This is a genomic window from Testudinibacter sp. P80/BLE/0925 (genome assembly GCF_053570785.1).
Genome location: NZ_CM131636.1, coordinates 1,961,110 through 1,983,908, shown reverse-complemented (window position 1 = coordinate 1,983,908; position 22,799 = coordinate 1,961,110). Strand labels below are relative to the sequence as shown.

Annotated in this window: 20 protein-coding genes; 11 read left to right on the top strand and 9 right to left on the bottom strand. The window is 47.7% G+C overall.

Features of this window, described 5'->3' with window-relative positions; genetic code table 11:
• Nucleotides 1-80 precede the first annotated feature (80 nt).
• The 3 genes from ACWA5Z_RS09555 to ACWA5Z_RS09545 form a co-directional block, all read right to left on the bottom strand.
• Nucleotides 81-824 (bottom strand): glycerophosphodiester phosphodiesterase family protein, encoded by a 744-nt coding sequence (locus ACWA5Z_RS09555; protein ID WP_431051800.1) that lies wholly within the window; start codon nucleotides 822-824, stop codon nucleotides 81-83.
• A gap of 55 nt (nucleotides 825-879) precedes the next feature.
• On the bottom strand, nucleotides 880-3,036 hold the full coding sequence (gene rlmKL, locus ACWA5Z_RS09550) for a bifunctional 23S rRNA (guanine(2069)-N(7))-methyltransferase RlmK/23S rRNA (guanine(2445)-N(2))-methyltransferase RlmL (protein WP_431054329.1): 2,157 nt from the start codon (nucleotides 3,034-3,036) through the stop codon (nucleotides 880-882).
• A gap of 150 nt (nucleotides 3,037-3,186) precedes the next feature.
• Nucleotides 3,187-4,599: a cytochrome c peroxidase gene (locus ACWA5Z_RS09545; protein ID WP_431051798.1), complete on the bottom strand. Its 1,413-nt coding sequence runs from the start codon at nucleotides 4,597-4,599 to the stop codon at nucleotides 3,187-3,189.
• A 486-nt stretch (nucleotides 4,600-5,085) separates the two neighbouring features.
• On the opposite strand from ACWA5Z_RS09545, the gene pcnB reads away from it, so the two are divergent.
• Together pcnB and folK are read left to right on the top strand one after the other, a co-directional pair.
• Nucleotides 5,086-6,363 (top strand): polynucleotide adenylyltransferase PcnB, encoded by a 1,278-nt coding sequence (gene pcnB / locus ACWA5Z_RS09540; RefSeq protein ID WP_449343134.1) that lies wholly within the window; start codon nucleotides 5,086-5,088, stop codon nucleotides 6,361-6,363.
• On the top strand, nucleotides 6,353-6,865 hold the full coding sequence (gene folK / locus ACWA5Z_RS09535) for a 2-amino-4-hydroxy-6-hydroxymethyldihydropteridine diphosphokinase (protein ID WP_431051796.1): 513 nt from the start codon (nucleotides 6,353-6,355) through the stop codon (nucleotides 6,863-6,865). Before pcnB ends, folK begins: the two co-directional genes overlap by 11 nt.
• Nucleotides 6,866-6,940: 75 nt before the next feature.
• Here folK and ACWA5Z_RS09530 read toward each other — a convergent pair whose 3' ends face one another.
• From ACWA5Z_RS09530 to metX, 4 genes are all read right to left on the bottom strand, one after another.
• Nucleotides 6,941-8,251 (bottom strand): HlyD family type I secretion periplasmic adaptor subunit, encoded by a 1,311-nt coding sequence (locus ACWA5Z_RS09530; protein ID WP_431051794.1) that lies wholly within the window; start codon nucleotides 8,249-8,251, stop codon nucleotides 6,941-6,943.
• 7 nt (nucleotides 8,252-8,258) lie between these two features.
• Nucleotides 8,259-10,460 carry a type I secretion system permease/ATPase gene (locus ACWA5Z_RS09525; RefSeq protein WP_431051792.1) on the bottom strand — a complete coding sequence of 734 codons (2,202 nt, stop codon included), beginning with the start codon at nucleotides 10,458-10,460 and terminating at the stop codon, nucleotides 8,259-8,261.
• Nucleotides 10,461-10,538: 78 nt separating this feature from the next.
• Nucleotides 10,539-11,801 carry a TolC family protein gene (locus tag ACWA5Z_RS09520; protein WP_431051790.1) on the bottom strand — a complete coding sequence of 421 codons (1,263 nt, stop codon included), beginning with the start codon at nucleotides 11,799-11,801 and terminating at the stop codon, nucleotides 10,539-10,541.
• 152 nt (nucleotides 11,802-11,953) lie between these two features.
• Nucleotides 11,954-13,033, bottom strand: coding sequence for a homoserine O-acetyltransferase MetX (metX, locus tag ACWA5Z_RS09515; RefSeq protein ID WP_449343095.1), 1,080 nt, complete (start codon nucleotides 13,031-13,033; stop codon nucleotides 11,954-11,956).
• 195 nt (nucleotides 13,034-13,228) lie between these two features.
• Here metX and ACWA5Z_RS09510 point away from each other — a divergent pair, with 195 nt between their 5' ends.
• The 9 genes from ACWA5Z_RS09510 (at nucleotide 13,229) to nth (ending at nucleotide 21,512) form a co-directional block, all read left to right on the top strand.
• Nucleotides 13,229-14,119 (top strand): DMT family transporter, encoded by an 891-nt coding sequence (locus tag ACWA5Z_RS09510; protein ID WP_431051788.1) that lies wholly within the window; start codon nucleotides 13,229-13,231, stop codon nucleotides 14,117-14,119.
• A 97-nt stretch (nucleotides 14,120-14,216) separates the two neighbouring features.
• Entirely contained in the window at nucleotides 14,217-14,927 is a 711-nt protein-coding gene (locus ACWA5Z_RS09505; RefSeq protein ID WP_431051786.1) for a SanA/YdcF family protein, read from the top strand.
• Between the two features lie 119 nt (nucleotides 14,928-15,046).
• Nucleotides 15,047-15,628 carry an electron transport complex subunit RsxA gene (gene rsxA / locus ACWA5Z_RS09500; RefSeq protein ID WP_431051784.1) on the top strand — a complete coding sequence of 194 codons (582 nt, stop codon included), beginning with the start codon at nucleotides 15,047-15,049 and terminating at the stop codon, nucleotides 15,626-15,628.
• On the top strand, nucleotides 15,628-16,245 hold the full coding sequence (rsxB, locus tag ACWA5Z_RS09495; protein ID WP_431051782.1) for an electron transport complex subunit RsxB: 618 nt from the start codon (nucleotides 15,628-15,630) through the stop codon (nucleotides 16,243-16,245). The genes rsxA and rsxB overlap by 1 nt, the downstream gene beginning before the upstream one ends.
• 1 nt (nucleotide 16,246) lies before the next feature.
• On the top strand, nucleotides 16,247-18,439 hold the full coding sequence (gene rsxC, locus ACWA5Z_RS09490) for an electron transport complex subunit RsxC (protein ID WP_431051780.1): 2,193 nt from the start codon (nucleotides 16,247-16,249) through the stop codon (nucleotides 18,437-18,439).
• A gap of 9 nt (nucleotides 18,440-18,448) precedes the next feature.
• Complete coding sequence (gene rsxD / locus ACWA5Z_RS09485) at nucleotides 18,449-19,516, top strand: electron transport complex subunit RsxD (protein WP_431051778.1); 1,068 nt, start codon at nucleotides 18,449-18,451, stop codon at nucleotides 19,514-19,516.
• Between the two features lie 9 nt (nucleotides 19,517-19,525).
• Nucleotides 19,526-20,146 (top strand): electron transport complex subunit RsxG, encoded by a 621-nt coding sequence (gene rsxG, locus ACWA5Z_RS09480; RefSeq protein WP_431051776.1) that lies wholly within the window; start codon nucleotides 19,526-19,528, stop codon nucleotides 20,144-20,146.
• A gap of 56 nt (nucleotides 20,147-20,202) precedes the next feature.
• Nucleotides 20,203-20,868, top strand: coding sequence for an electron transport complex subunit E (locus tag ACWA5Z_RS09475; RefSeq protein WP_431054327.1), 666 nt, complete (start codon nucleotides 20,203-20,205; stop codon nucleotides 20,866-20,868).
• A gap of 8 nt (nucleotides 20,869-20,876) precedes the next feature.
• Nucleotides 20,877-21,512: an endonuclease III gene (gene nth / locus ACWA5Z_RS09470; RefSeq protein ID WP_431051774.1), complete on the top strand. Its 636-nt coding sequence runs from the start codon at nucleotides 20,877-20,879 to the stop codon at nucleotides 21,510-21,512.
• 81 nt (nucleotides 21,513-21,593) lie between these two features.
• Here the strand turns inward: nth and ACWA5Z_RS09465 are convergent, their stop codons facing one another.
• Complete coding sequence (locus tag ACWA5Z_RS09465) at nucleotides 21,594-22,241, bottom strand: 3-keto-L-gulonate-6-phosphate decarboxylase UlaD (protein ID WP_431051772.1); 648 nt, start codon at nucleotides 22,239-22,241, stop codon at nucleotides 21,594-21,596.
• A 33-nt stretch (nucleotides 22,242-22,274) separates the two neighbouring features.
• Nucleotides 22,275-22,748, bottom strand: coding sequence for a PTS sugar transporter subunit IIA (locus ACWA5Z_RS09460; protein ID WP_431051770.1), 474 nt, complete (start codon nucleotides 22,746-22,748; stop codon nucleotides 22,275-22,277).
• Between the last annotated feature and the right edge of the window lie 51 nt (nucleotides 22,749-22,799).

The window sequence follows — 22,799 nt, the reverse complement described above, 5'->3', positions numbered from 1 at the left end:
CACTTCGCAAACGGGCGGATATCTAATCCGCCCCTACTTAGACTTATCAACTCAATTTATACTCAAAGAGCACAGCATAATTAACCCTGCCGATAACGCGCTGCAAACAAATGCGGCACGTCGCTAAACACGGCGAACACACCCCAGTTAAACAATTCATTGGCACGCATGGTGCTGTTGACGGTATAAACCGCCACTTTATAACCGTCGTTGTTGAAACGGGCGACCGTTTCACGGGTTAAACCATCTTGTGATAAATGAATATATTCCGCCCCAACCCATTCCAACGTGGTAATCGCGTCGTCTAACGATTGATAAGATTCGTACAAACACGCCACCGCAATTTGCGGACAACGCTTTTTCAATTCCGCTAAGAACAAGAAGTTGAAACTGGAAATAATCACTTCACGCTCCGGGTCGAGTGCGGTCAATGCCTGTTGCAAGCCGTCCAATAATTTTAACGCCATCGCTTTGCCGGCTTCGCAACTTTTGATTTCGATATTGCCGTTCAATTGCTGTTTATTCATCAATTCCACCAATTGATTTAAGGTCGGCAACGGTTCGCCTTGAAAATCTTCGCCAAACCATGCGCCGGCGTCTATGCCCGGCAAATCCGCTTGTTGCAAGTGATAATACCCACCGCTGCGATTGGTGCAACGATCTAAAGTGGAATCGTGGGTTAAAATCACCGTGCCGTCGCCGATCACGTCAATATCACACTCAAACCAGTTGATATGGTATTCTTTGCACAATTTAATCGCCGCCAGCGTGTTTTCCGGCGCCAGCCCCGACACGCCGCGATGGGCGTAAACGCGATTGTTCATGTTTTCTCCTTTTGTTTTATATTATTAATCAGCCCCTCTAGAGCTTTTTTGATTATTATAATGTCGTGATGATCCAACAATTATGAATCTGTTTATTACGCTCAAAATCCAGCGGTAAGGTTTTTGCGCTGATTTCGGTCGCTTGTAAGCCAAGTGCGGTCAAGCCGTCGAAATCCATTTTGAAGCCGCGTTTGTTATTGGAAAAAATAATCGTACCGTTCGGACGGATAATGTTTTTCAACATCGTCATCAGATGAAGATGATCGCGCTGCACGTCCCAACTCTCCTCCATGCGTTTCGAGTTGGAAAACGTCGGCGGATCGACGAAGATCAGATCATATTGTTGCTTACATTCTGCTAGCCATTGCAAGCAGTCGGCTTGAATAATCTTGTGCTGACGGCTTTCCTCAAAGCCGTTCAGGATTAAATTTTGCTCCGCCCAGTTGAGATAGGTATTTGACATATCCACCGTTGTGGTGGTTTTTGCACCGCCCAACGCCGCATGAACCGTTGCCGAGCCGGTGTAGGCAAACAGATTGAGAAAATCTTTGCCTTTCGCCATTTCGCCGACCATTTTGCGGGTGAGGCGGTGATCCAAAAATAGACCGGTATCGAGATAATCGGTCAGATTGACCCACAATTTTGCGCCGTATTCTTGCACATCAAAATAGTCGCCCTGATTGCCCAGTTTTTCATATTGGCTGCTGCCTTTTTGTTTTTGCCGCACTTTCAGCACCAGTTTATTGGTATCGACACCGGTGACTTGCAAGGTTGCACTGAGCGCATCGAGCAAACGCTGACGCGCTTTCGCCGGATCAATATTTTTCGGCGCGGCATATTCCTGCACCACGATATGATCGGCATACCGATCCACCGCCAGATTATATTCCGGCAGATCGGCATCATATAAACGATAAGCGTCCAGCCCCTGTTGCTGCGCCCATTTCTCGATCTTTTTGATATTTTTTTGCAAACGGTTGGCGAAGTCTTGCGCCAAACCAGTGCCTGCCGAAGCCGATAATTCTGCTTGAACCGGCGCTGGGTGATCAAGTGCGGTCGGATCTTGCGCTTTAATTTGATAATTTTTTTGCAAGCACTCCAACGGTCCATTCTTTGCTTTAAACTGGCGGTGCGAACGCAATCGGATACAGCTCAACAATTCCGGTTCGGCACTAAAAATCGACGCGTTCCAGCCGCCGAACTGCTCTTTTAAGCGCTGCCCGAAAACCGAATACAGCGCAATCAACGCCGGTGTTGTGCCTAAACGTTCACCGTATGGCGGATTACATACCACTGTGCCGATTTCATCGGCGGCACACGGATTTTTCAGTGCGGCGATGTCGCCCTGTTTGAAACGGATTAAATGTGCCACGCCCGCTTGTTTGGCGTTGCGCTGCGCTTTTTGTAACACGCGGTGATCGAGGTCGAAACCGTAAAAGTGCGGTTGCGGATTTTTTTGCGCCTGCTGTTCGGCTTGTTGTTCCGCTTCTGACCGCACTTGTTGCCAGCATTCAAAATTATGCCCTTTCCAGTGATCAAAGCCCCAATGCAAACGCCCTAATTGCGGTGCGATTTGCGCTTCCATTTGCGCCGCTTCGATTAGCAACGTGCCGGAACCGCACATCGGATCAACCAACGGCGTGCCTTGTTCCCAGCCGGAACGCAAAATCACCGCCGCCGCCAAGGTTTCACGCAACGGGGCTTTGCCGCTTTCCTCACGATAACCGCGCAAATGCAATGCCTCGCCGCTGAGATCGAGCGAGATTATCGCGTCTTCGCGGTTGAGATAAACGTGAATGCGAATATCGGGATACTCTTTTTCTACGTTCGGGCGCGCTTCGCCTTTGCGTTCAAAGTAATCCACTATGCCGTCTTTGACGCGCATTGCGCCGAATTGGGTGTGGCGAATGGCTTGGTTCGTGCCGTTAAAATCGACTAAAAACGTGCTTTTGCTGTCAAAATGTTGTAGCCAGTCAAATTGGGTGATGGTCGAATAGAGATCCAAGTCGTCATAGACTTTGCTTTGGGTTAAGGGCAATAAAATGCGCGAACTCAAGCGGCTCCACAGCAAAGTGCGGTACAGCGTGCTGTCGTCGGCTTGATAGGCAACGCCGCCTTGCTGCAATTGACATTCTTGCGCACCAAGTGCGGTCAGTTCGGCTTTTAATAATTCTTCAAATCCACGCGCGGTGGTGGCAAACAATGTATTCATCGTTTTCATGGGATAATCTGTTCTCGATTCGACGGTTAATTGGGGCGCAGTATAGCAAAATTGGGGGGAATTAGCAGGGGGATAATGCAGGATCAGATAAATAAAGCAAGCCGCCATTGAACGACTTGCTTATTGTTTTAGTATCAGATATTAAGGTTTACTGTTCTCATTCAACAATAGCTTGCCCTGATATTCACCGGTTAAGCTGTGCAAAAACTCAACCATGTCGTTCACATCTTGCTCCGGCAGCACCACACCGTTTTGGTATTTCAACATGGTTGCTACCGCTTGCGGTAAAGTTTCGGTTTGCCCATCGTGGAAATATGGCGCGGTCAACGCAATGTTGCGCAGGCTTGGCACTTTGAAGCGGTGCTTATCGCGCGGATCTTGGGTTTGATTGAAACGACCCAAATCGTCAGCGGTAATTTCCGTGCCGCGATCCGCAAAATAATCCGCCTTCGTGCCCATCAATTCATAGGACGTGCCCCCCATATTGATTCCGCTGTGGCAGGTGTCGCATTTGTATTGTTGGAACAAGGCATAGCCGTGTTTTTGCTGTGCGGTTAAGGCGTTTTCATCGCCTTTTAAGAATTGATCAAACGGGCTGTTCGGCGTGATTAAGGTTTTCTCGAATTCGCCAATCGCGTCGGTGATATTTTCTCCGGTGAAGCCGTTCGGATAGACTTGTAAGAATGCCGCTTTTAAGGCTTGATCTTGATCCAATTTGGCAATAATTTCGTCCCAATCTTTTGATCCCATTTCCACCGGATTAAACGGAGGACCACCGGCTTGATCGGCAAGCGTTGCCGCACGACCATCCCAGAACTGTACGAAATTGAACGCGGCGTTATACACCGTCGGCGCATTGATACCGCCTTTTTGTCCGTGAATACCGGTTGATGTCGGCAGATTATCCACCCCACCGCTATTCAAACCGTGGCAACTGGCGCATGCAACGCTGCCATCGCCGGAAAGTGCGGTGCTGTGATAAAGCACGTTACCCAACGCCACTTTCGCCGGATTGGTTTCAATGCTGTCGGGAATCGGTTGGATAAAGCGATCGGCGGCTACGCCGGCGGTTTGCGGCAACAAATGATCTTGCCGTTGCTGACGAATCCAATCCAGCACTATTTTTTGCTCATTGGTATCTAATGATGATCCCCAGTGCAGATGAATAAAGGATTTCATCGGCATTTCATCATTCAATACGACACGTTCCAGCTTCGCCAATGCCGCCGCCGACAGATTTTGCGGTTGGTCAAAATGCGCGGTGATTTCGCTTAATAAAAAGTGATCCAACGCCTTATCAATGTCATTTTGCATAATGCCGTTGATCACCGGCAGCTGAATATAAAACGGCACTTCGGCGTTTTGCGTGTGGCAATATTGGCATTGATTATCATAAAACACCCTTTCCACCGCTTTTGCCGCCGGATTTTGTACCGCACTTTGCGCCAACAATTTATCACGTTGTTGGTTATCAAACTGATTAACATAAGCCACCGTCGCCAAAAACCCGATGACTCCCAAGCCAATCAACGAAAAAATCAGCTTTTTCTTCATATAAACCCCTTAACAGTAAAAAATGAATATGACTTAAATACCCCTACTACTTCCGGGGTAGTTTGGCTGATTTATTGTGTTTTTTATTTGATTAATATCAAGGTTTTTAATTTGCTTAACCTATCACTGCAATAGGCTTATTTTTATTATGGATATTCAGCCGGCCACGCTTTGTGATTTTTGTATTTGCAACGCCGGCAATTTGGGCTAAAATTCGGGGCAAACTTATCCGATAATTATCAAACAGCTGTTATCTCAGCGAGGTGTCCCATTTTAACGTTAATCAAACAATTTTTCGGCAAAAAAAACAAAGCAAAAAGCCCGCCGAAAAACGATGAAATCCAACATGCTACGCACTCCCATAAAGCGAAAATCCGCCCAAATCCGAATTTGGAAAACCAACCTAAACCGAAACGCAAAGTGCACCATCATGCGGTGCCCCATAAATATCATCTGAAAGCGGCGGAATACGGCATTTATCCACGCATGATCCAACGCAATGCGTTGACCGTGGTGGAAAAGTTACAACGTAATGGTTATGAAGCCTATGTGGTTGGCGGCTGTTTGCGCGATTTATTATTGGAAAAACAGCCGAAAGATTTTGATGTCGCGACCAATGCCAGCCCCGATCAAATCAAAAAAGTGTTTCAACGCCAATGCCGCCTGATCGGACGGCGTTTCCGTTTGGCGCACATTATGTTCGGGCGCGAGGTAATTGAAGTGGCGACCTTCCGCGCGGATCATCAAGACGAACATAAAGGCGAACTATCGCGTCAAAGTTTAGACGGCATGCTATTGCGTGATAACGTGTTCGGCACATTGGAAGAGGATGCCAAACGACGCGATTTCACGGTTAATGCGCTGTATTACGATCCGAAACACAATATGCTCATTGACTATTTCAACGGCGTGGAGGATTTGCGCAATGGTAAATTGCGTTTGATTGGTGATGCGGAAACCCGCTATCAAGAAGATCCGGTGCGCATGCTGCGCGCCGTGCGCTTTATGGCAAAACTGGATATGTTTTTGGATCGCGACAGTGAAGCGCCGATCAAAACCTGCGCCCCGTTACTACGCAATATTCCGGCGGCACGTCTGTTCGACGAATCGTTAAAATTACTGCAAAGCGGCTGCGGGCTGCAAACCTATGAGTTGCTCAATCAATATCAACTGTTGCCGTATCTGTTCCCGACGCTGATCCCGTTTTTCACCGGCAAACAAGATTCGTTGGCAGAGCGTATGATTCGTACCGCACTTCAATCAACCGATGAACGAATCAAAGATAATTTACGGGTTAATCCGGCATTTTTATTCGCCGCATTTTATTGGTATCCGCTACGTGAAAAAATGGATCAACTGAAAAACGAGGCCAATCTCAACAATTACGATGCGTTTTCAGTGGCGGCAAGTGAAGTTTTGGACGGTTTATGCCTTGCCTTGACCGTGCCGAAACGCTATACCTTGGTGGTGCGCGAAATTTGGTCGTTACAATTGCAACTGCCGAAACGCAGCGGCAACCGTGCGGAAAAAACCATGGCGCAAGCCAAATTCCGCGCCGGATATGATCTGTTGGCAATGCGTGCCGAACTGGAAGGCGGCGAATTGATCGAGCTGACCACATGGTGGCACGAATACCAACTCAGCAATCCGCAACAGCGTGAAAATTTAATGGCGGAGCAAAATCAACGCGATCCGCAAGCGAAGAAAAAACGCCGTTACCGTCGCCGCAAACCAAGCAATCGAGCGAAATCCAATGCTGAATAACAAGCCGAGTAATATTTTGAAAGCAACAGCTTATATCGCACTGGGTAGCAACTTAGCCAATCCGCTTGAACAATTGCAAAGTGCGGTTGAAGCGTTAAATGCGTTGCCGCAAACCGAAGTCACCGCGGTGAGTTCGTTTTATCGTAGCAAACCGCTCGGACCGCAAGATCAGCCGGATTTTATCAATGCCGTCGCCGCGATTGAAACCGCGCTTTCACCACTGGATTTATTGGATCAGCTGCAACACATCGAGCAACGGCAAGGACGAATCCGCTTACGTCGCTGGGGTGAACGTACTTTGGATTTGGATATTCTGCTGTATGGCGACAACATCATTAATAACGAACGCCTGACCGTACCGCACTATGATATGCACAATCGCGAATTTGTGATCGTACCGCTATATGAAATCGCAACACTGTTGCGCTTGCCGAATGGAGAAAAATTAGCGGACTTAGCCGATAAATTCAAACGGCATAATATGGAAACTATCGCAATTTAACAACAACTTAGCACGCAAAACAAAACGGGATAATGCTCGTGTCATTATCCCGTTTTGCACCTTCAAAAATATAAACTAGCGCTCTTGCAATGCCTGCTTCAAGCGGGTGATCGGTTTGACTAAATATTGGAATACGGTTTTTTCACCGGTTTTGATATCAATCGTGGCAATCATACCGGGAATAATCGGCAATTCTTTTCCGTTTTTATCGGTTAAGGTGCTTGATTCGGTAGTTACCAATACCCGGTAATAGGCTTCATTAGCATTCAATTTTAAATCACTCGGTCGTTTTTGGTCGTGTAAGGTGTCCGGACTGAGTAATGTCACCACGCCATCCAAACCACCATAAATGGCGTAATCATATGCCGACAACTTGACTAGCGCTTCCATTCCCGGACGGACATAAGCGACATCACGCGGGCTGATATAAGCTTCAACCACCAATTTTTCTTCCACCGGAACAATTTCCATAATATCTTGCCCGGCACTGATTACTCCCCCGATAGTATTGATCCGAATATTTTTCACTATCCCTTTAAGTGGGGAGCGGATCAAGGAACGCTCTACCGGATCAGCTCGCATTGCCATATTTTCCCGAGCTTGTTGCAATTCGGTTTGAACCCGAACCAATTCACTATTGGCGTCGGTCACATATTTGTTTTGCCGTTCAACAATTTGCAATTGCAATTCACTGGATTGGCGACGCATTCTCAGCACTTCGACTTCCGATACCGCCCCTTTGGCTACCATTGGTGTTGTCATCGCAATTTCTCGATCCAGCAATTTTTTACTTTCACTCAAACTATTGATCGACTCTTTTAGCGCTTGTTTATGTGAATTATAGACCGCAGTTTCCCGGTCAACTAGCTCTTGCGGCGTATCTTCGGCAAACTTAAGAACTCGATTATAGGCTTCGGCTTCCAAGCGCGTTACAACCGCCGCCAAGTTCTGCACTTTAGCTTGACTTTCGCGCAAACCGGCTGAGCTACGGGTATCATCCAATTTCAATAGGACTTGTCCTTTTTCAACCAAATCCCCTTCTTTAACTTGCATTTCACTTAAAATCCCCGGGTCTAGGCTCTGAATCACCTGTTCACGGCTACTCGGAATAATGCTGCCCTGTCCGCGGGTAACTTCTTCCAACGGACTATTGTATGCCCAAATTAAAAATACGGTTAAAAAAGCAAACAGTAAAATAATTCCCCAAAACAACCCCGTATGTTTTTCCTGTTGGATGGCCGCATTCAGGTCGGTTAACAGCTTTAAATCCCGTTTGCTGTACTTTTCTTTGCTCGGTGTATTATCGGTAATCAATTGCTGATTGACCGCACTTGGTACTGTTTTGCCTTTGGTCGTAACCGTTGTTTCTTGTTTTTCTGACATCATTCTTTTCCTACAGCGTTACATCAAGTTGGGTGGTTTGTTGCTCGGGTTGTTTTACTTGCGCCTGTGCGGCTTGAGCTTGCTGTTGTTGCTTTCTTTCATTTTCGGCCAATTTTTTCAGCACTGCGTCACGAGGCCCATCCATCACAACTTTGCCTTGGTCAATAATCACGATCCGATCGACAATTTGTAATACTTGTGGTCGATGAGTCACGATCACCATCGTACGGTTGCGACACCAATTAGCAATCACTCGTAATGCTTGAATTTCACTGGCTTGGTCAAGTGCGGTTGTCGGTTCATCCAATAACACCACTTTGGGGTTACGTAATAACATTCTCGCCAGTGCAATCACCTGTTTCTGTCCGCCCGATAATCCTAACCCATTTTCGCCCAGCGGCATATCCAAGCCACGCGGGTGATTACGAATCAGTTTATCCAAACCAAATACCGTCAAAGCCCGAATTAAATCCTGATCGCTCGAAAAACCGTCCATACGGGCTAGATCCATATTCTCGCGCAAACTGCCTAAAAACAGGCGTGGATTTTGTTCTAACAGCAAAATTTGATTACGTAGGAAATTAGGATCTAGCTGGCGTAAATCCACACCGTCTAAGGAAATAGTCCCTGAGTTCAAATCATATAACCCCGAACCGGCTTTCAGTGCGGTCGATTTCCCACTGCCGATTCGCCCTAAAATCCCGACTTTTTCTCTCGGGCGAATGGTTAAATTTAATTGGCTCAACGCCGGAGCGGCGTCCTTGTCGTAAGAGAAATTAACGTTGTTAAATTGCAGTTCGCCCTGAACTTGTTCAAGAGTGACGTAATTGCGCTCGCTATCGCGATCCGTTTTGCGTTCAATAATGCCGTTAACGCCCTTCAAGGCAACCCAAGCCTGTTGAAAGCGCACTGCCAAACCGGCAATTTGTCCGACCGGCGCAAGGGCGCGCCCGGATAGAATCACCGCCGCAATCAATGCCCCCATAGTGATTTTTTCCGTCGGATCTTCACTGTGTATCAGATAAGTACCGTAAACCACTAAAAATACCGTATTCAGTTGTTGCATTGCGGTGGCAAAGTTAACCACGAAGTTACTGGTATCTTTCAGTTTAATCGACGAAGCGGCACTGGTTGCGGTGTAGTGATCCCAACGTTTTTGCGCCCATTTCGCCGCATTATTGGTTTTCAGCGTTTCCAAGCCTTCAATTGCTTCTACTGCCAGCCCTTGACGTTGTGATGACTCTTTCATTGATTCATTGATGTATTTGGCTAGCGGGCCTTGTGCTAAAAAACCGACCAAAATCACTAACGGAATAATAACTGATGGTACAATCGCCAAATTGCCTGCCACTAGCCAAATCACCGAAATAAAAAGCAGTAAGAATGGCAAATCGACCAAGGTTAGCAAACTTGCGCTGGTCATAAAATCGCGCACTGATTCAAAATCACGTAAATTACTGGCATAAGAACCCGAAGATGCCGGGCGTTCTTGTAATTTTAACCCGACCACCCGCCGAAAAAGCGCGGAACTAATAATTAAATCCGCCTTCTTACCGGCAATATCCGTTAAATGCCCTCGGATCATTTTCGCAATAAACTCAAACGTAATCGCAATAACCACACCAATACTCAAAACCCACAAGGTGTTATACGCTTGATTAGGAATCACCCGGTCATAGACATTCATCACATAAAGCGAGCTGACGAGCGCCAAGAAGTTAATGATAAACGTGGCAAGAATAACCTGATAGTAATAGCGTTTAAAACGCCAAATCACCTTAAAAAACCATGCCTTCGGCATTTTATATTCCGGCAGTTCCGAACGGGCGTCAACCCCAATTTTCGGTTTGATAAACCAACAATATCCAAGGTATGTTTTCACTAAATCCGCGTGGTTGATACGCTGGGTCAAACCGTCCAATTGCTGAATGGTATATACTCGCTCTTGCCCATATCCTTCTATTGCAATAATCACCGCCGCCTCTTCATTTTGCAACAGCACCACCGCCGGCATTGCCAAAGAGGGGATATCTTCTAACGCCCGTTGTGAGATCGTATTTTCAAACCCTTCACTTTTTAAAAACTCTTGCAATGAAGAAAAGTTAATTCCCATATCGTTATTGCGGATAACATTCGCGGTTAACGTCGCGACAGAAAGTTGCGAGCCCACCAATTGTGTTGCCAGAGAAATATTTTCAATAATTAGTTTCATCGTTATTATGCTTCTTTAAAAGGAAAAGCAATAAAAGCAGAATTCTCTGCTTTTATTGCCGTTATTCTCATCTTTGGATTATTTCCGCGCATTGCGTGGAAAACCCGCCCATTCGGCAAGCGTTCCTTGCGAACGCAGGTAGTCAAGTTTTGCCTTGCGCAGAGCACTTTGCGTATTCACCTGCGCCATTTCGACACTGAATAATTCGCTATGTGCATTTAATAGTTCAATCAATGTCTTACGAGCCAAATCAAATTGCAATCGGTAAAACTCCGCCACCTTTTTCGAGGCTGTAATTTGTTTTTTAATGGTTCGCAATTGAATCGTATTTCGTTTGATATCTAATTGCGCTAAATTTGATGTTTCACGAATATTGCGCTCGACCCGGTGTAACCGCTCTTTGGATGACGCAATCACATTCGCTTTTTCTCTCACTTCATAACTGGAGGTATGGTTAAACACATCCCAATTGACGTTAATCGCGGCTTCGCGATCTTCGCTGGTGGCTGTTGCCGTCAAATCAATCTTTGGCAATTTTTTGAGTTTTGATAATTCGTGATCTTTTAGATTGGTTTCTAACTCGGCGGCTTGTGCTTGGTAGGTTGCCGTGCTTCTGACATCTTTTGCCGAATAATTTTTATAGAGTACATCAACGGATAATTTGGTAAACGGATCTTGCAACTCTTTTTCCGTAATCTGATTGCCGGTATAGGTCGCTAACTGTGTCAAATTTTGATATAGCTCGCGCTGATATTCATTAATTTCCTGTTCAACCAAAATTGCACGGGATTCCGCTTGCACATATTCCGACTCACGCCCTTCATCATTTAAGACAATCGTGCCCAAATCCGCCAAAATTTCATTATGACGCTGTAAATTACGCTCACCAACTGCAATCTTTTCTTTTGCCTGCAACGCATTCAAATACAATTCTGAAATGGTATAAGCCAATTCTTCACGGCTTTCGTAGTATTTGAAGTTGTAATATTTTTCATTTTCTTTATTCTTTTCAACGTCTTTTTCAATCGCGCCAAAAGCATATAAATTAATTGAACCCCTGACTCCGGGCACAATTTTGCTTTCTTTACGGTCACCCGGATCTTTGTGATATTGCGATAAGACTTTATTCCCGGTCAACGAAACCACCGGATAATGCCCGCCTTTTGCCTGTTCCACTCTATCTTTCGCTGCGCCTAATTCAGCCTCGGCTTCTTTTAATATAGGGTCATTGACTAAAGATTGTACGAGTACGTTTTTAAGTGAATTAGCATAACTAAATGTGCTAACAAGCGCGAAACCAGTTGCCATAATCACCGTATTTAGCGCGAAGCGTTTGAACATGGCGCAACCTCCCGAAAATAATTCGATTTATTTATATTTAATAATCATTGGATTAATGCGTAGTTTACATTATTTTGAGTTCTAAAATAGTGTTATTTACAAAAAATTATGCGCCGAATAACGACGAAACGAAAGATGGCTGCTGTATTCGCTTATTCCAGTCCCTTACGAATCATCGGCTCAAAGAAATCGTATTCGACCAGAAAAGCGTCATGTCCGAAATCGGAATTAAACTCGTGATAATCCAGTTCGACGCCGTTTTCTTCCAATAATGCCTTGCTTTTACGCATATCGACCGCTTTGAACAATTGATCATTGGCTACGGCAACCAGAATATAGCGGGCTTTAATCCGGCTCAGCGCTTGTTTGATATCATGGTCGTAATTCAGCGCCGGATCGTATAAATCCAATGCGCGGGTGAGGTGCAGATAACTATTGGCGTCAAAGCGATCAAGAAATTTTTTGCCTTGGTAGCTGAGATACGATTCCACTTGAAAATAATCACCAAAATGTTCCGGCACCTGTTTTTGCACCCGCCCAAAGGCTTTATTCAGCTGAATATCGGTGCGGTAAGTCAGCATGCCCAGCATTCTGGCAATCGCCAAACCTTGTTCCGGTGCCGGTCCGTGGTAATAGTCGCCGCGATTAAAGTGCGGATCAGCAATGATCGCCTGACGCATAACATGGTTAAAACCAATCGCTTCGGCACTAAAATACAAGGAAGAACAAAGATTCACCACACAACCAACATAATCCGGATAGTCGATTGCCCATTGCGTTGCTTGCATGCCGCCGAACGAGCCGCCGATCACGGCACGCAAGTGCGGTATTTGCAAATGATCCAGCAGCGCCTTTTCCACCCGAATTATATCTTGAATGGTAATCGCCGGAAATTGGCTGCCATAGGGTTTGTCTGTGGCGGGATTAATCGAGGAGGGGCCGGTCGTGCCTTTGCAACCGCCCAACACATTGGAACAGATAAAGAAAAAGCGATCGGTATCCAACGCCAAACCCGGCCCCATAAAACTCTGCCACCAGCCTTTTGCTTCGCTTTCATCGGCAAAAAACGGTTCGGCATCGCCGGTCAAGGCATGGCAAATCAACACCGCATTGCTCTTCTCTGCATTCAATTGCCCGTAAGTTTGGTACGCCACCGTAATATTACCGAGCTGCCCGCCTAAAAGTAACCGGATCGGTTGTTCAGTAAATAATTGAGTGGATTTGACCGCCATAACTACCTTGCAATGCTGTTTTTTATATTCTGTTCTAAATTAAGAACATAAATTACCGATCCCTAAAATCATTGTCAAGCAATTTTAGCCGTCTAAACATCTGGAATGATACACCGCTATTTTCACTCTTGCTTTTTCGGCGGTTAACGCTATGCTTAAGCGCAATTTCCACTCTCGCATAAGGCCACCGATCCGATGTTACATCACCCGATTAAAGGCGCATTGGCAATGATACTTGCCGGTATCGTCTTTGCCGTCATCAATACGCTTACCCAGATTTTAGGCACGCAAACCACGATTGACTCCGCCTCGGTCGCACTGTTCCAATACTTGTTCGCCTTATTGTTTCTTGCCCCCAGTCTATTTAGAGCGGGTAAAAGCGTGCTGAAAACCCGGCACTTGCTTTGGCATATTCTGCGGATCGGGATTTCGGTGATCGGGATTCAATGTTGGATCAGCGCCTTAATGTACCCGATTCCCATCTGGCAAGGCATTGCCTTGATTATGACCTCCCCGCTGTTCGCCACTTTGGGCGCGGCATTGTTTTTAAAAGAAAAAGTCGGTATCAACCGCATGTTGGCAACTTTGCTCGGTTTCGCCGGAGCGATGATTATTCTCAAACCGTGGGCGGAAGATTTTAATCCCGTTGCCCTGTTGCCGCTTGCGGCAGCGTTGTGCTGGGCGATTTATTCTCTCATGGTGAAAAAACTGTCTGCGCACGATTCGCCGACCACGATTGTGGTGTATCTGTTTATTCTCATCACGCCGTTTAATCTGCTGAGTGTATTGCAAAGCGCCGGACTAAGCCTGCCCGATACAGCCCAATTAGGCTATCTGATCCTGCTCGGGTTTCTGACTGCGATTGCACAACTGGCGATCGCCAAGGCATATAATTTGGCGGACGCCGCCTATTTACAACCGTTTGATTTTCTGAAGTTACCACTGAATGTGTTAGGCGGCTGGCTGGTTTTTCAAGCGGTTCCGCCGGGGCGGCTTTGGCTTGGCGCCGGTTTGATTATTCTGGCAATTTTGTACATCACCTATCATGAAAGCCGATCCAAGAATCTGACGCCGCACACAAAATAAAATGATTTGCCTAGCGATAACTGCTTTATATTGTTAGAATAAACCATCACTTTATCCCGTTTCATTACTAATAGTCCCTAGTATGAGATCACATAAAATGTCAGATAACGCTTCCAACATCCCCCCCGCAGTCACCAAGCGACTCTCGCTGATCTGCCGTTGGTTGCAAGAGCGCTTGAAATATCTGGCATTTCTCGTTTCTTTTTCCGTGATTACCATCATCATCGCCGATCAAACCATCGGATTTTATGTGCGCGACAAGATTTATGATGATATCCATGCGGTTCCACACCGCCCTTATGCCTTGGTTCTCGGCACTTCACGCTATTTCAGCGATAACTCGCTTAACCTGTTTTATTACAACCGTCTGCTCGCCGCACAGGAATTAATCAAAAACAATAAGGTTGATTATCTGCTGTTAAGCGGCGACAATCGCACGCCGCAATATAACGAACCGCGCAATATGTTTTACGATTTACGCAAACTCGGCGTCAACGCGGAATTTATGTATCTGGATTTTGCCGGCTTTCGCACCCTCGATTCGGTGATTCGGGCGAAAAGTATTTTTCATGCCAACTCCATCACCATCGTGTCGCAAAAATTCCACTGCGAACGCGCCCTGTTTATTGCGCAATATTACAATATTGACGCAATCTGCTATGCCGCCGAATACCCTGACGAACGTTACAGTGTCCGAATCCGTGAATTTTTTGCCCGGATATATATGCTGTGGGATTTGTTAACCGAAAAGGAGCCTTATTTTTTAGGCGAGCCCGAACCACTGCCGCCGCCGTTAATGGCGGAATAGCCTCCGCCCCTTGATATTAGATTTGACCGCACTTTAATTTCAAATTTAATCTGATTTTAGTATTGTTCTTAGTTTCAGAAAAACGGATAATACATCCTCGTTTTTCCGGTTGAATAGTTATGATCGATTACCTGTTATTAGTACTTGGAACCGCACTTGTCAACAACTTTGTCCTGATTAAATTTCTCGGGCTATGTCCGTTTATGGGCGTTTCCAAAAAAATTGAAACCGCCATCGGCATGGGACTGGCAACCACCTTTGTGTTGACGGTCGCTTCGCTGTGTTCGTATTTAATCGACCGCTATATTTTAATGCCGCTCGGCGCAGACTTTCTGCGGACTTTGGTGTTCATTTTGGTGATTGCCGTGGTGGTGCAATTCACCGAAATGGTGATCCATAAAACCAGCCCGACACTCTACCGTTTGCTCGGTATTTTCTTGCCGCTGATCACCACCAACTGCGCCGTATTAGGCGTGGCGTTATTAAATATTAATCTGGCGCATAATTTAGTCCAATCCGTGATTTACGGCTTCAGTGCCGCGCTCGGTTTTTCTTTGGTGTTGGTGCTGTTTGCCGCTTTGCGTGAACGCTTAGCCGCCGCCGATGTGCCGAAACCGTTTCAAGGCGCCTCTATCGCGCTGATCACCGCCGGTTTAATGTCGCTTGCCTTTTTAGGCTTTACCAATTTGGTACACAGCTAATGAGTTTGTTAAGCGAGCTGACCGCACTTCACTGGGTGCTGATCCTAATTGCCTTGCTGGCATTGGTTTGCGGCGCAATTCTCGGTTTTTCCTCGGTGAAACTGAAAGTGGAAAGCGATCCGATTGTCGAGCAAATTGACGCGATTCTGCCGCAAAGCCAATGCGGGCAGTGCGGTTATCCCGGCTGCCGCCCGTATGCCGAAGCGATTGCCAACGGCGATGTCATTACCAAATGCGTGCCCGGCGGGCAACCCTTGGTGGTGCAGCTTGCCGATATGCTCGGGGTTGAAGTGCCGAGTACCGATTTTGCCGAAGGCGCGCCTGAAGTCAAAGTCGCCTTTATCCACGAAGAGATGTGTATCGGTTGCACCAAATGTATTCAAGCCTGTCCGGTCGACGCAATTATCGGCTCGAATAAAGCCTTGCATACGGTGATCGCCGATCTCTGCACCGGTTGCGAATTATGTGTCGCCCCTTGTCCGACAGACTGTATTACCATGGAAAAAGTCGAAAATAACATCGAACAATGGAATTGGAAATTTGATCCGAAGCTGATTATTCCGATTACCTCGCTTGATCATACCATCACCGTTGCAAAACCGTCTGATGAAGGCTAGCATGAAAGATCTCATTCAACGAATCAACAGCGGCAAACTGTGGCAATTTCCCGGCGGCGTTCACCCGGCGGAGATGAAAACCCAATCGAACCAAAAGAAAATCGGTCGCCTCGCCCTGCCCGAGCGCTTTTATATCCCGCTGAAACAACATGTCGGCGACGCTGCCGATCTGCTGGTAAACATCGGCGATTACGTGCTGAAAGGACAACAGCTGACCCATCATCAATTGCTGAGTAAATTGCCGGTTCACGCGCCGACCTCGGGCACTATTATTGATATTGGTGCTTATCCCGCCAACCATCCGTCCGGCTTGAGCGAAGCGACGGTGGTATTGCAGGCGGACGGTTTGGATCAATGGCGTGACCGCACTTTCAGCGACGATTTTATGTCGTTCAGCACGGAACAGTTGATCGAGCGGATTTACCAAGCCGGGATCGCCGGGCTCGGCGGAGCGGTGTTCCCGAGTGCCAATAAAATCAATTATGTCGTCAATGGGATCAAACTGCTGATTATCAACGGCGCGGAATGCGAACCTTATATCACCTGCGATGATCGTCTAATGCAGGATTACAGTCAGGAAATTCTGGAAGGTATCCGTATCTTGCGCTACCTCACCCGCCCGGAAAAAATCGTGTTTGCGATCGAAGATAACAAACCGCAGGCGGTTCAAGCGATCAAAACCGCACTTCAAGGCGCGAATGACATTGAGTTGCGCGTGATTCCGACCATTTATCCGTCCGGCGCCTCAAAACAGCTGATTCAAGTGCTGACCGGTTTGGAAGTGCCGAAAGGCGCGCGTTCTTCTTCGCTCGGCATTTTAATGCACAATGTGGCGACGGTATTTGCGATTAAACGCGCGGTGATCAATGATGAACCGTTGATTGAACGCGTCGTCACCCTGACCGGCGATAAAATCCCGCAACCGCGTAACTATTGGGTACGTTTCGGCACCCCGATTCAAACCCTGCTACAACAAGTGAAATACCAAGCGGACGCCCGTTTGCCGATTTTCGTCGGCGGTCCGATGATGGGCTATATTCTGCCGAATCCGCAAGCGCCGGTTAACAAAATGACCAACTGCCTGATTGCGCCGGATCACTTTGAATATGCGCCGCCCGCGCCGGAACAAAACTGCATCCGTTGTTCCAGCTGCTCCGACGCCTGCCCGGTGCAACTGCTGCCCCAACAACTGTACTGGTTTGCGCGCAGCGAGGATCACGCCAAATCGGAACAATATGATCTCAGCGCTTGTATCGAATGCGGCGTTTGTGCCTATGTCTGCCCGAGTAATATTCCGTTGATTCAATATTTCCGCCAGGAAAAGGCCAAAATCGCCGAAATCAAACATAAAGAGCGCTTGGCAGAAGAGGCAAAAGTGCGGTTTGAACAGCGCGAAGCGCGTTTGCTGAAAGAGAAATTGCAGCGCGAGCAACGCGCACAGCAAGCCGCCGAAAAACGCCGCCAAGAAATTGCGCAACAAAAAGGCGAAGATCCGGTCAAAGCCGCCTTAGAACGCTTAAAAGCGAAAAAAGCGGCTGAAGCCCAAACAGCTGACAATGCCGCAACTGCCAACCCTGAAACCGCTACACGTCGAACTAAAGCCGGCGAAGTGCTGCCGGATAACCGCGAACTCATGGCGCAACGCAAAGCGCGACGGTTACAACAGCAAGCCGACAAGCAAGCGGAACAAACCGCTGATTCAACCAGCGAAAAAAGTGCCGCCGTTGCCGCCGCGATTGTGCGCGCCAAAGCCAAAAAAGCGGCGCAGACTAGCAATGCAAGCGAAAGTGCGGTTGGCATTCAAACGGAAAAACCGCAGGCAAGTGCGGTTGAAGCCGATCCGCGCAAAGCCGCGGTTGCCGCCGCCATCGCGCGCGCCAAAGCCAAAAAAGCGGCGCAAGCCGGCAATGCAAGCGAAAGTGCGCTTGACGTTCAAACAGAAAAACCGTTGGCAAGTGCGGTTGAAACCGACCCGCGCAAAGCCGCGGTTGCCGCCGCCATCGCGCGCGCCAAAGCCAAAAAAGCGGCGCAAGCCGGCAATGCAAGCGAAAGTGCGCTTGACGTTCAAACAGAAAAACCGCAGGCAAGTGCGGTTGAAACCGAGCCGCGCAAAGCCGCCGTTGCCGCCGCGATTGCGCGTGCCAAAGCCAAAAAAGCGGCGCAGCAAGCCAGCGCTGAAACCGAAAAGCCATAGGAAAGAGAGATGTTTAAAATAGTCAGTTCCCCGCATACCCATTCCAGCAACTTAACCGCGCGTTTTATGTTGTGGGTGATTGTGGCAATGCTGCCGGCAATTGCGGTGCAGATCTTTTATTTCGGCTTCGGCGTATTTATCCAAATCGGACTGGCGGTCGGTTTCGCCTATCTGCTTGAGTTGTTCGTCACTTATTTGCGCCGTAAACCGCTGTTATTTTATGTTTCCGACTTTAGTGTCATTCTCACCGCGCTGATTTTAGCGGTCGCGATTCCGCCCTATGCGCCTTATTGGATCATTTTAATCGGCACTTTTTGCGCCGTGATTTTAGGCAAACATGTGTACGGCGGCTTAGGGCAAAATCCGTTTAATCCGGCAATGGTCGGTTATGTGGTGTTGTTAATCTCCTTCCCGTTGCAAATGACCAGCTGGATGCCGCCGATCGCCCTGCTAAACGAACCGCCGACTTGGAACGACACCGTTGCCTTGATTTTTAGCGGCATCAGCAGTGACGGTTACTCGCTGGTTCAGCTCACCGCCACCATCGACGGCATTAGCCAAGCGACCCCGTTAGATTCGTTGCGCAGCGGTTTACTGGCGCAAAAAAGTTGGCTTGATGTCAGCCAATCGCCGATTTTCAGCCAAACCGCACTTGGCTCACTCGGCAACGGTTGGTGGCAGCTGAATCTGGCGTTTTTACTTGGCGGGCTGTTGTTATTGTGGAAAAAAATCATCCACTGGCAAATTCCGTTCGCGCTATTGCTGAGCCTTGCCTTGTTGAGTTGCGCCGACTGGCTGTTTTCCGAGCAAGCATTGCCGAATCCGTTGTGGCAATTATTCAGCGGCGCCACCATGTTTTGTGCGTTCTTTATTGCGACCGATCCGGTCACCGCCTCAATTACGCCACGCGGCAAACTGATTTTCGGCGCATTGGTCGGCTTACTGATTTATGTCATTCGCAACTACGGCAACTATCCTGACGCGGTGGCATTCTCGATTTTATTGGCAAACATTTGCGTGCCGCTGATCGACCACTACACCCGCCCGCGCGTATACGGTTATCCGGTTAAAAAATAAGGTTAGACGATGATTAAAACCACCTTTCGCTCCGCCCTGATTTTGGCATTGGTTGCCCTGCTCTGTACCGCACTTTCGATTGGCGTTTTTTTGCTGACCAAACAGCGGATCGATAACGCCGCATTGAACCAACAGCGGCAGCAACTGGCACAGGTGATTCCGGCGGATTATTTCGATAATAATTTATTACAACATTGTGTTGTGCCCGACGCCGACCGTTATCCGCAATTGCAACAGATTTACATTGCGCAAAAACAGGGGCAAACCACCGCTTATGCAATTAAAGCCACCACCAATCAGGGCTATTCCGGTAGAATTGATATCCTGGTTGGGATCACCCCCGACGGCAAAGTATTAGGCGTGCGGACACTGGCACACAAAGAAACACCGGGCTTGGGCGATAAATTGGAAACCAGCAAATCCGATTGGATCTACGGTTTTAATCAGCAACTGTTCAGCCTTGAAAATCAGAACGAATGGGCGGTGAAAAAAGACGGTGGTCGGTTCGATCAATTCACCGGCGCAACCATTACGCCAAGAGCGGTGATTAACGCGATTAAAGCCGCGGCAAGTGCGGTAGTCAGCGATTTTCAGCATCATCCGCCAAGCCAATTTGAAGCATGTCGATAAGTGAGGAAAATATGTCGGAACGCCTAATATCAGAGCAAGTCGGTACAATCGACATTATGGAAATTGACACCGCGCCTCAAACCGCGGCAAACGATTGGCGCGGTATTTTTCGTCAAGGCTTATGGGACAATAACTCGACTTTAGTCCAGTTATTAGGCTTGTGCCCGCTGTTAGCGGTATCCAACAGCGTCACCTACGCCCTTGGTTTAGGGCTGGCGACCATGTTGGTGTTGATCTGCACCAACTCGATTGTGTCGCTCTTCCGCAGCGCAATTCCGCACGAAATCCGCATTCCGATTTACGTGATGATTATTGCCGCCACCGTCACCGCGGTGCAACTGCTGATGAACGCGTTTGTGTATGATCTGTATTTATCTTTGGGGATTTTTATTCCGCTGATCGTCACCAACTGTATCGTCATCGGACGCGCCGAAGCCTTTGCTTCCAAAAACGGCGTATTACCGTCATTATTCGACGGGTTTTCAATGGGTTTAGGCATGACTCTCAGTCTATTTATTTTGGGTGCAATGCGTGAAATACTCGGCAACGGCACGCTGTTTGACGGCTTGGATCAACTGTTCGGTCCGTGGGCAACATCACTACGGATTGAAATTCTGCATGTCGACACCAGCTTTTTACTGGCAATTTTGCCACCGGGCGCGTTTATCGGTTTGGGGCTGATATTGGCCGTCAAAAATATCATTGATCATAAAAAGGCATAAAGTGCGGTATGAATAAGCAAAAACGAATTGAAATTCTCACCCGCCTGCGTGACGCCGATCCGAAGCCGACCACCGAGCTGAATTTCAGCTCGCCGTTTGAGTTGTTGATCGCCGTCATTTTATCGGCGCAAGCCACCGATAAAGGCGTCAACAAAGCCACCGATAAACTGTTCCCCGTCGCCAACACACCGCAAGCGATTTGGGATCTGGGCGTGGACGGTTTGAAGGAATACATCAAAACCATCGGTTTATATAACAGCAAAGCGGAAAACGTGATTAAAACCTGTCGTTTACTGTTGGATAAACACCACGGCGATGTGCCGGAATCACGCGAAGCGTTGGAAGCCCTGCCCGGCGTCGGGCGCAAAACCGCCAACGTGGTGCTGAACACCGCTTTCGGCTGGCCGACGATTGCGGTCGATACCCATATTTTCCGCGTTTCCAACCGCACCAACTTCGCCCCCGGCAAAGACGTGGTCAAAGTGGAAGAAAAACTGCTCAAAGTCGTGCCGGACGAATTTAAAGTCGACGTTCATCACTGGCTTATCCTGCTCGGGCGCTACACCTGCGTCGCCAGAAAACCGCGCTGCGGCGCCTGTATTATCGAAGATTTGTGTGAGTTTAAAGATAAGACCGAGTATTGACCTTCCCCTTCAGCAAAGCAAAAGCCCGCTCGGTTTGACCGACACGGGCTTAATCTGTAACGTCTTCAGTGTAAATGCGAATCACCAATATTTTTCAATTTCGGCACGAATTGCTTCGGCGGTGGCTTTGCCTTTTTCACCGACCAAGGCACGTCCGGCAATAAAGGCTTTGGCATTTTGGATCGGCGCAAACAGGTGTACATCTTCCGCTACGATACCGCCGGTAATCGACAGTTGCAGACCTAAATCGGATAACTGTTTCATTTTCACCAAATCGGCTTCCGTCCAGCCCACGCCTGCCAACTCTGCGTCGCGCGAACGGTGGTAAATCGCTTGGTTGATACCTAAATCGACCCAGCTTTGCGCGTCTTCCAAGGTCCAGTTACCGTATAATTCGATTTGGATTTCACGTCCAAATTCGTCGGCGACTTTTTTACAGGCGCCGATGGTGGCGATGTGCGCGGCGGCAGATACCGTAATCCAGTCCGCACCGGCTTCGAACGCCATTTTGGCTAAAATCGCACCGCCGTCGGTGGTTTTCATATCACAAACCAAAATATGCTTCGGATGTGCTTTTCTCAAGGCACTCACTGCCGGCATTCCTTCGGCAAACGCCAAAATCGTGCCGATTTCGATAATATCGACATAACTTGCCACATTTTCCGCGGTTTCAAGTGCGGTTTCTAAATTTAACGAATCTAATGCGATTTGCAGTAATGGTTTAGTCATATATCCTCTCTTTTTCAATCATAAAATAATCAGTTAAGCTTTATTCAGTGCGTCGTCAATCACGCGGTAAATATCTTCTTTGCTATTACAAGCTTTTATTTTCGCCAAGTCAACGCCTGTTTCGCTTTCTTCGTCATCAAGCACTTGGGTGATTTCCATCAAGCCTTGCATATGCTGATCCGACGTGCTGCCGGCTAAGGTAATCAATATATCCACCGGTGTTTCTTCGCCTTCAAACACGATCGGTTCCGCCAAAGTCACCAACGCAAATGCCGTTTTATTCACGCCGTCCTCTGGTCTTGCGTGCGGCATTGCCAAACCCGGCGCAAGAATGATATAAGGACCTAATTCATTGATACTCTGTACGATTGCGTCATAATAACGCGGCTCAACCGCACCGGAAGCCACCAGCATATCGGTGCCGATTTTTATCGCTTCCCGCCAATTACCCGCGTGTTGGTTCAATTTGATCGAATTATTCTCAATCAGTGACTGTTTTAAATTCATCTCTTACTCTCCCTTCAGGCTTCCGGTAGTGAAAGCCACTACCGGAATCGG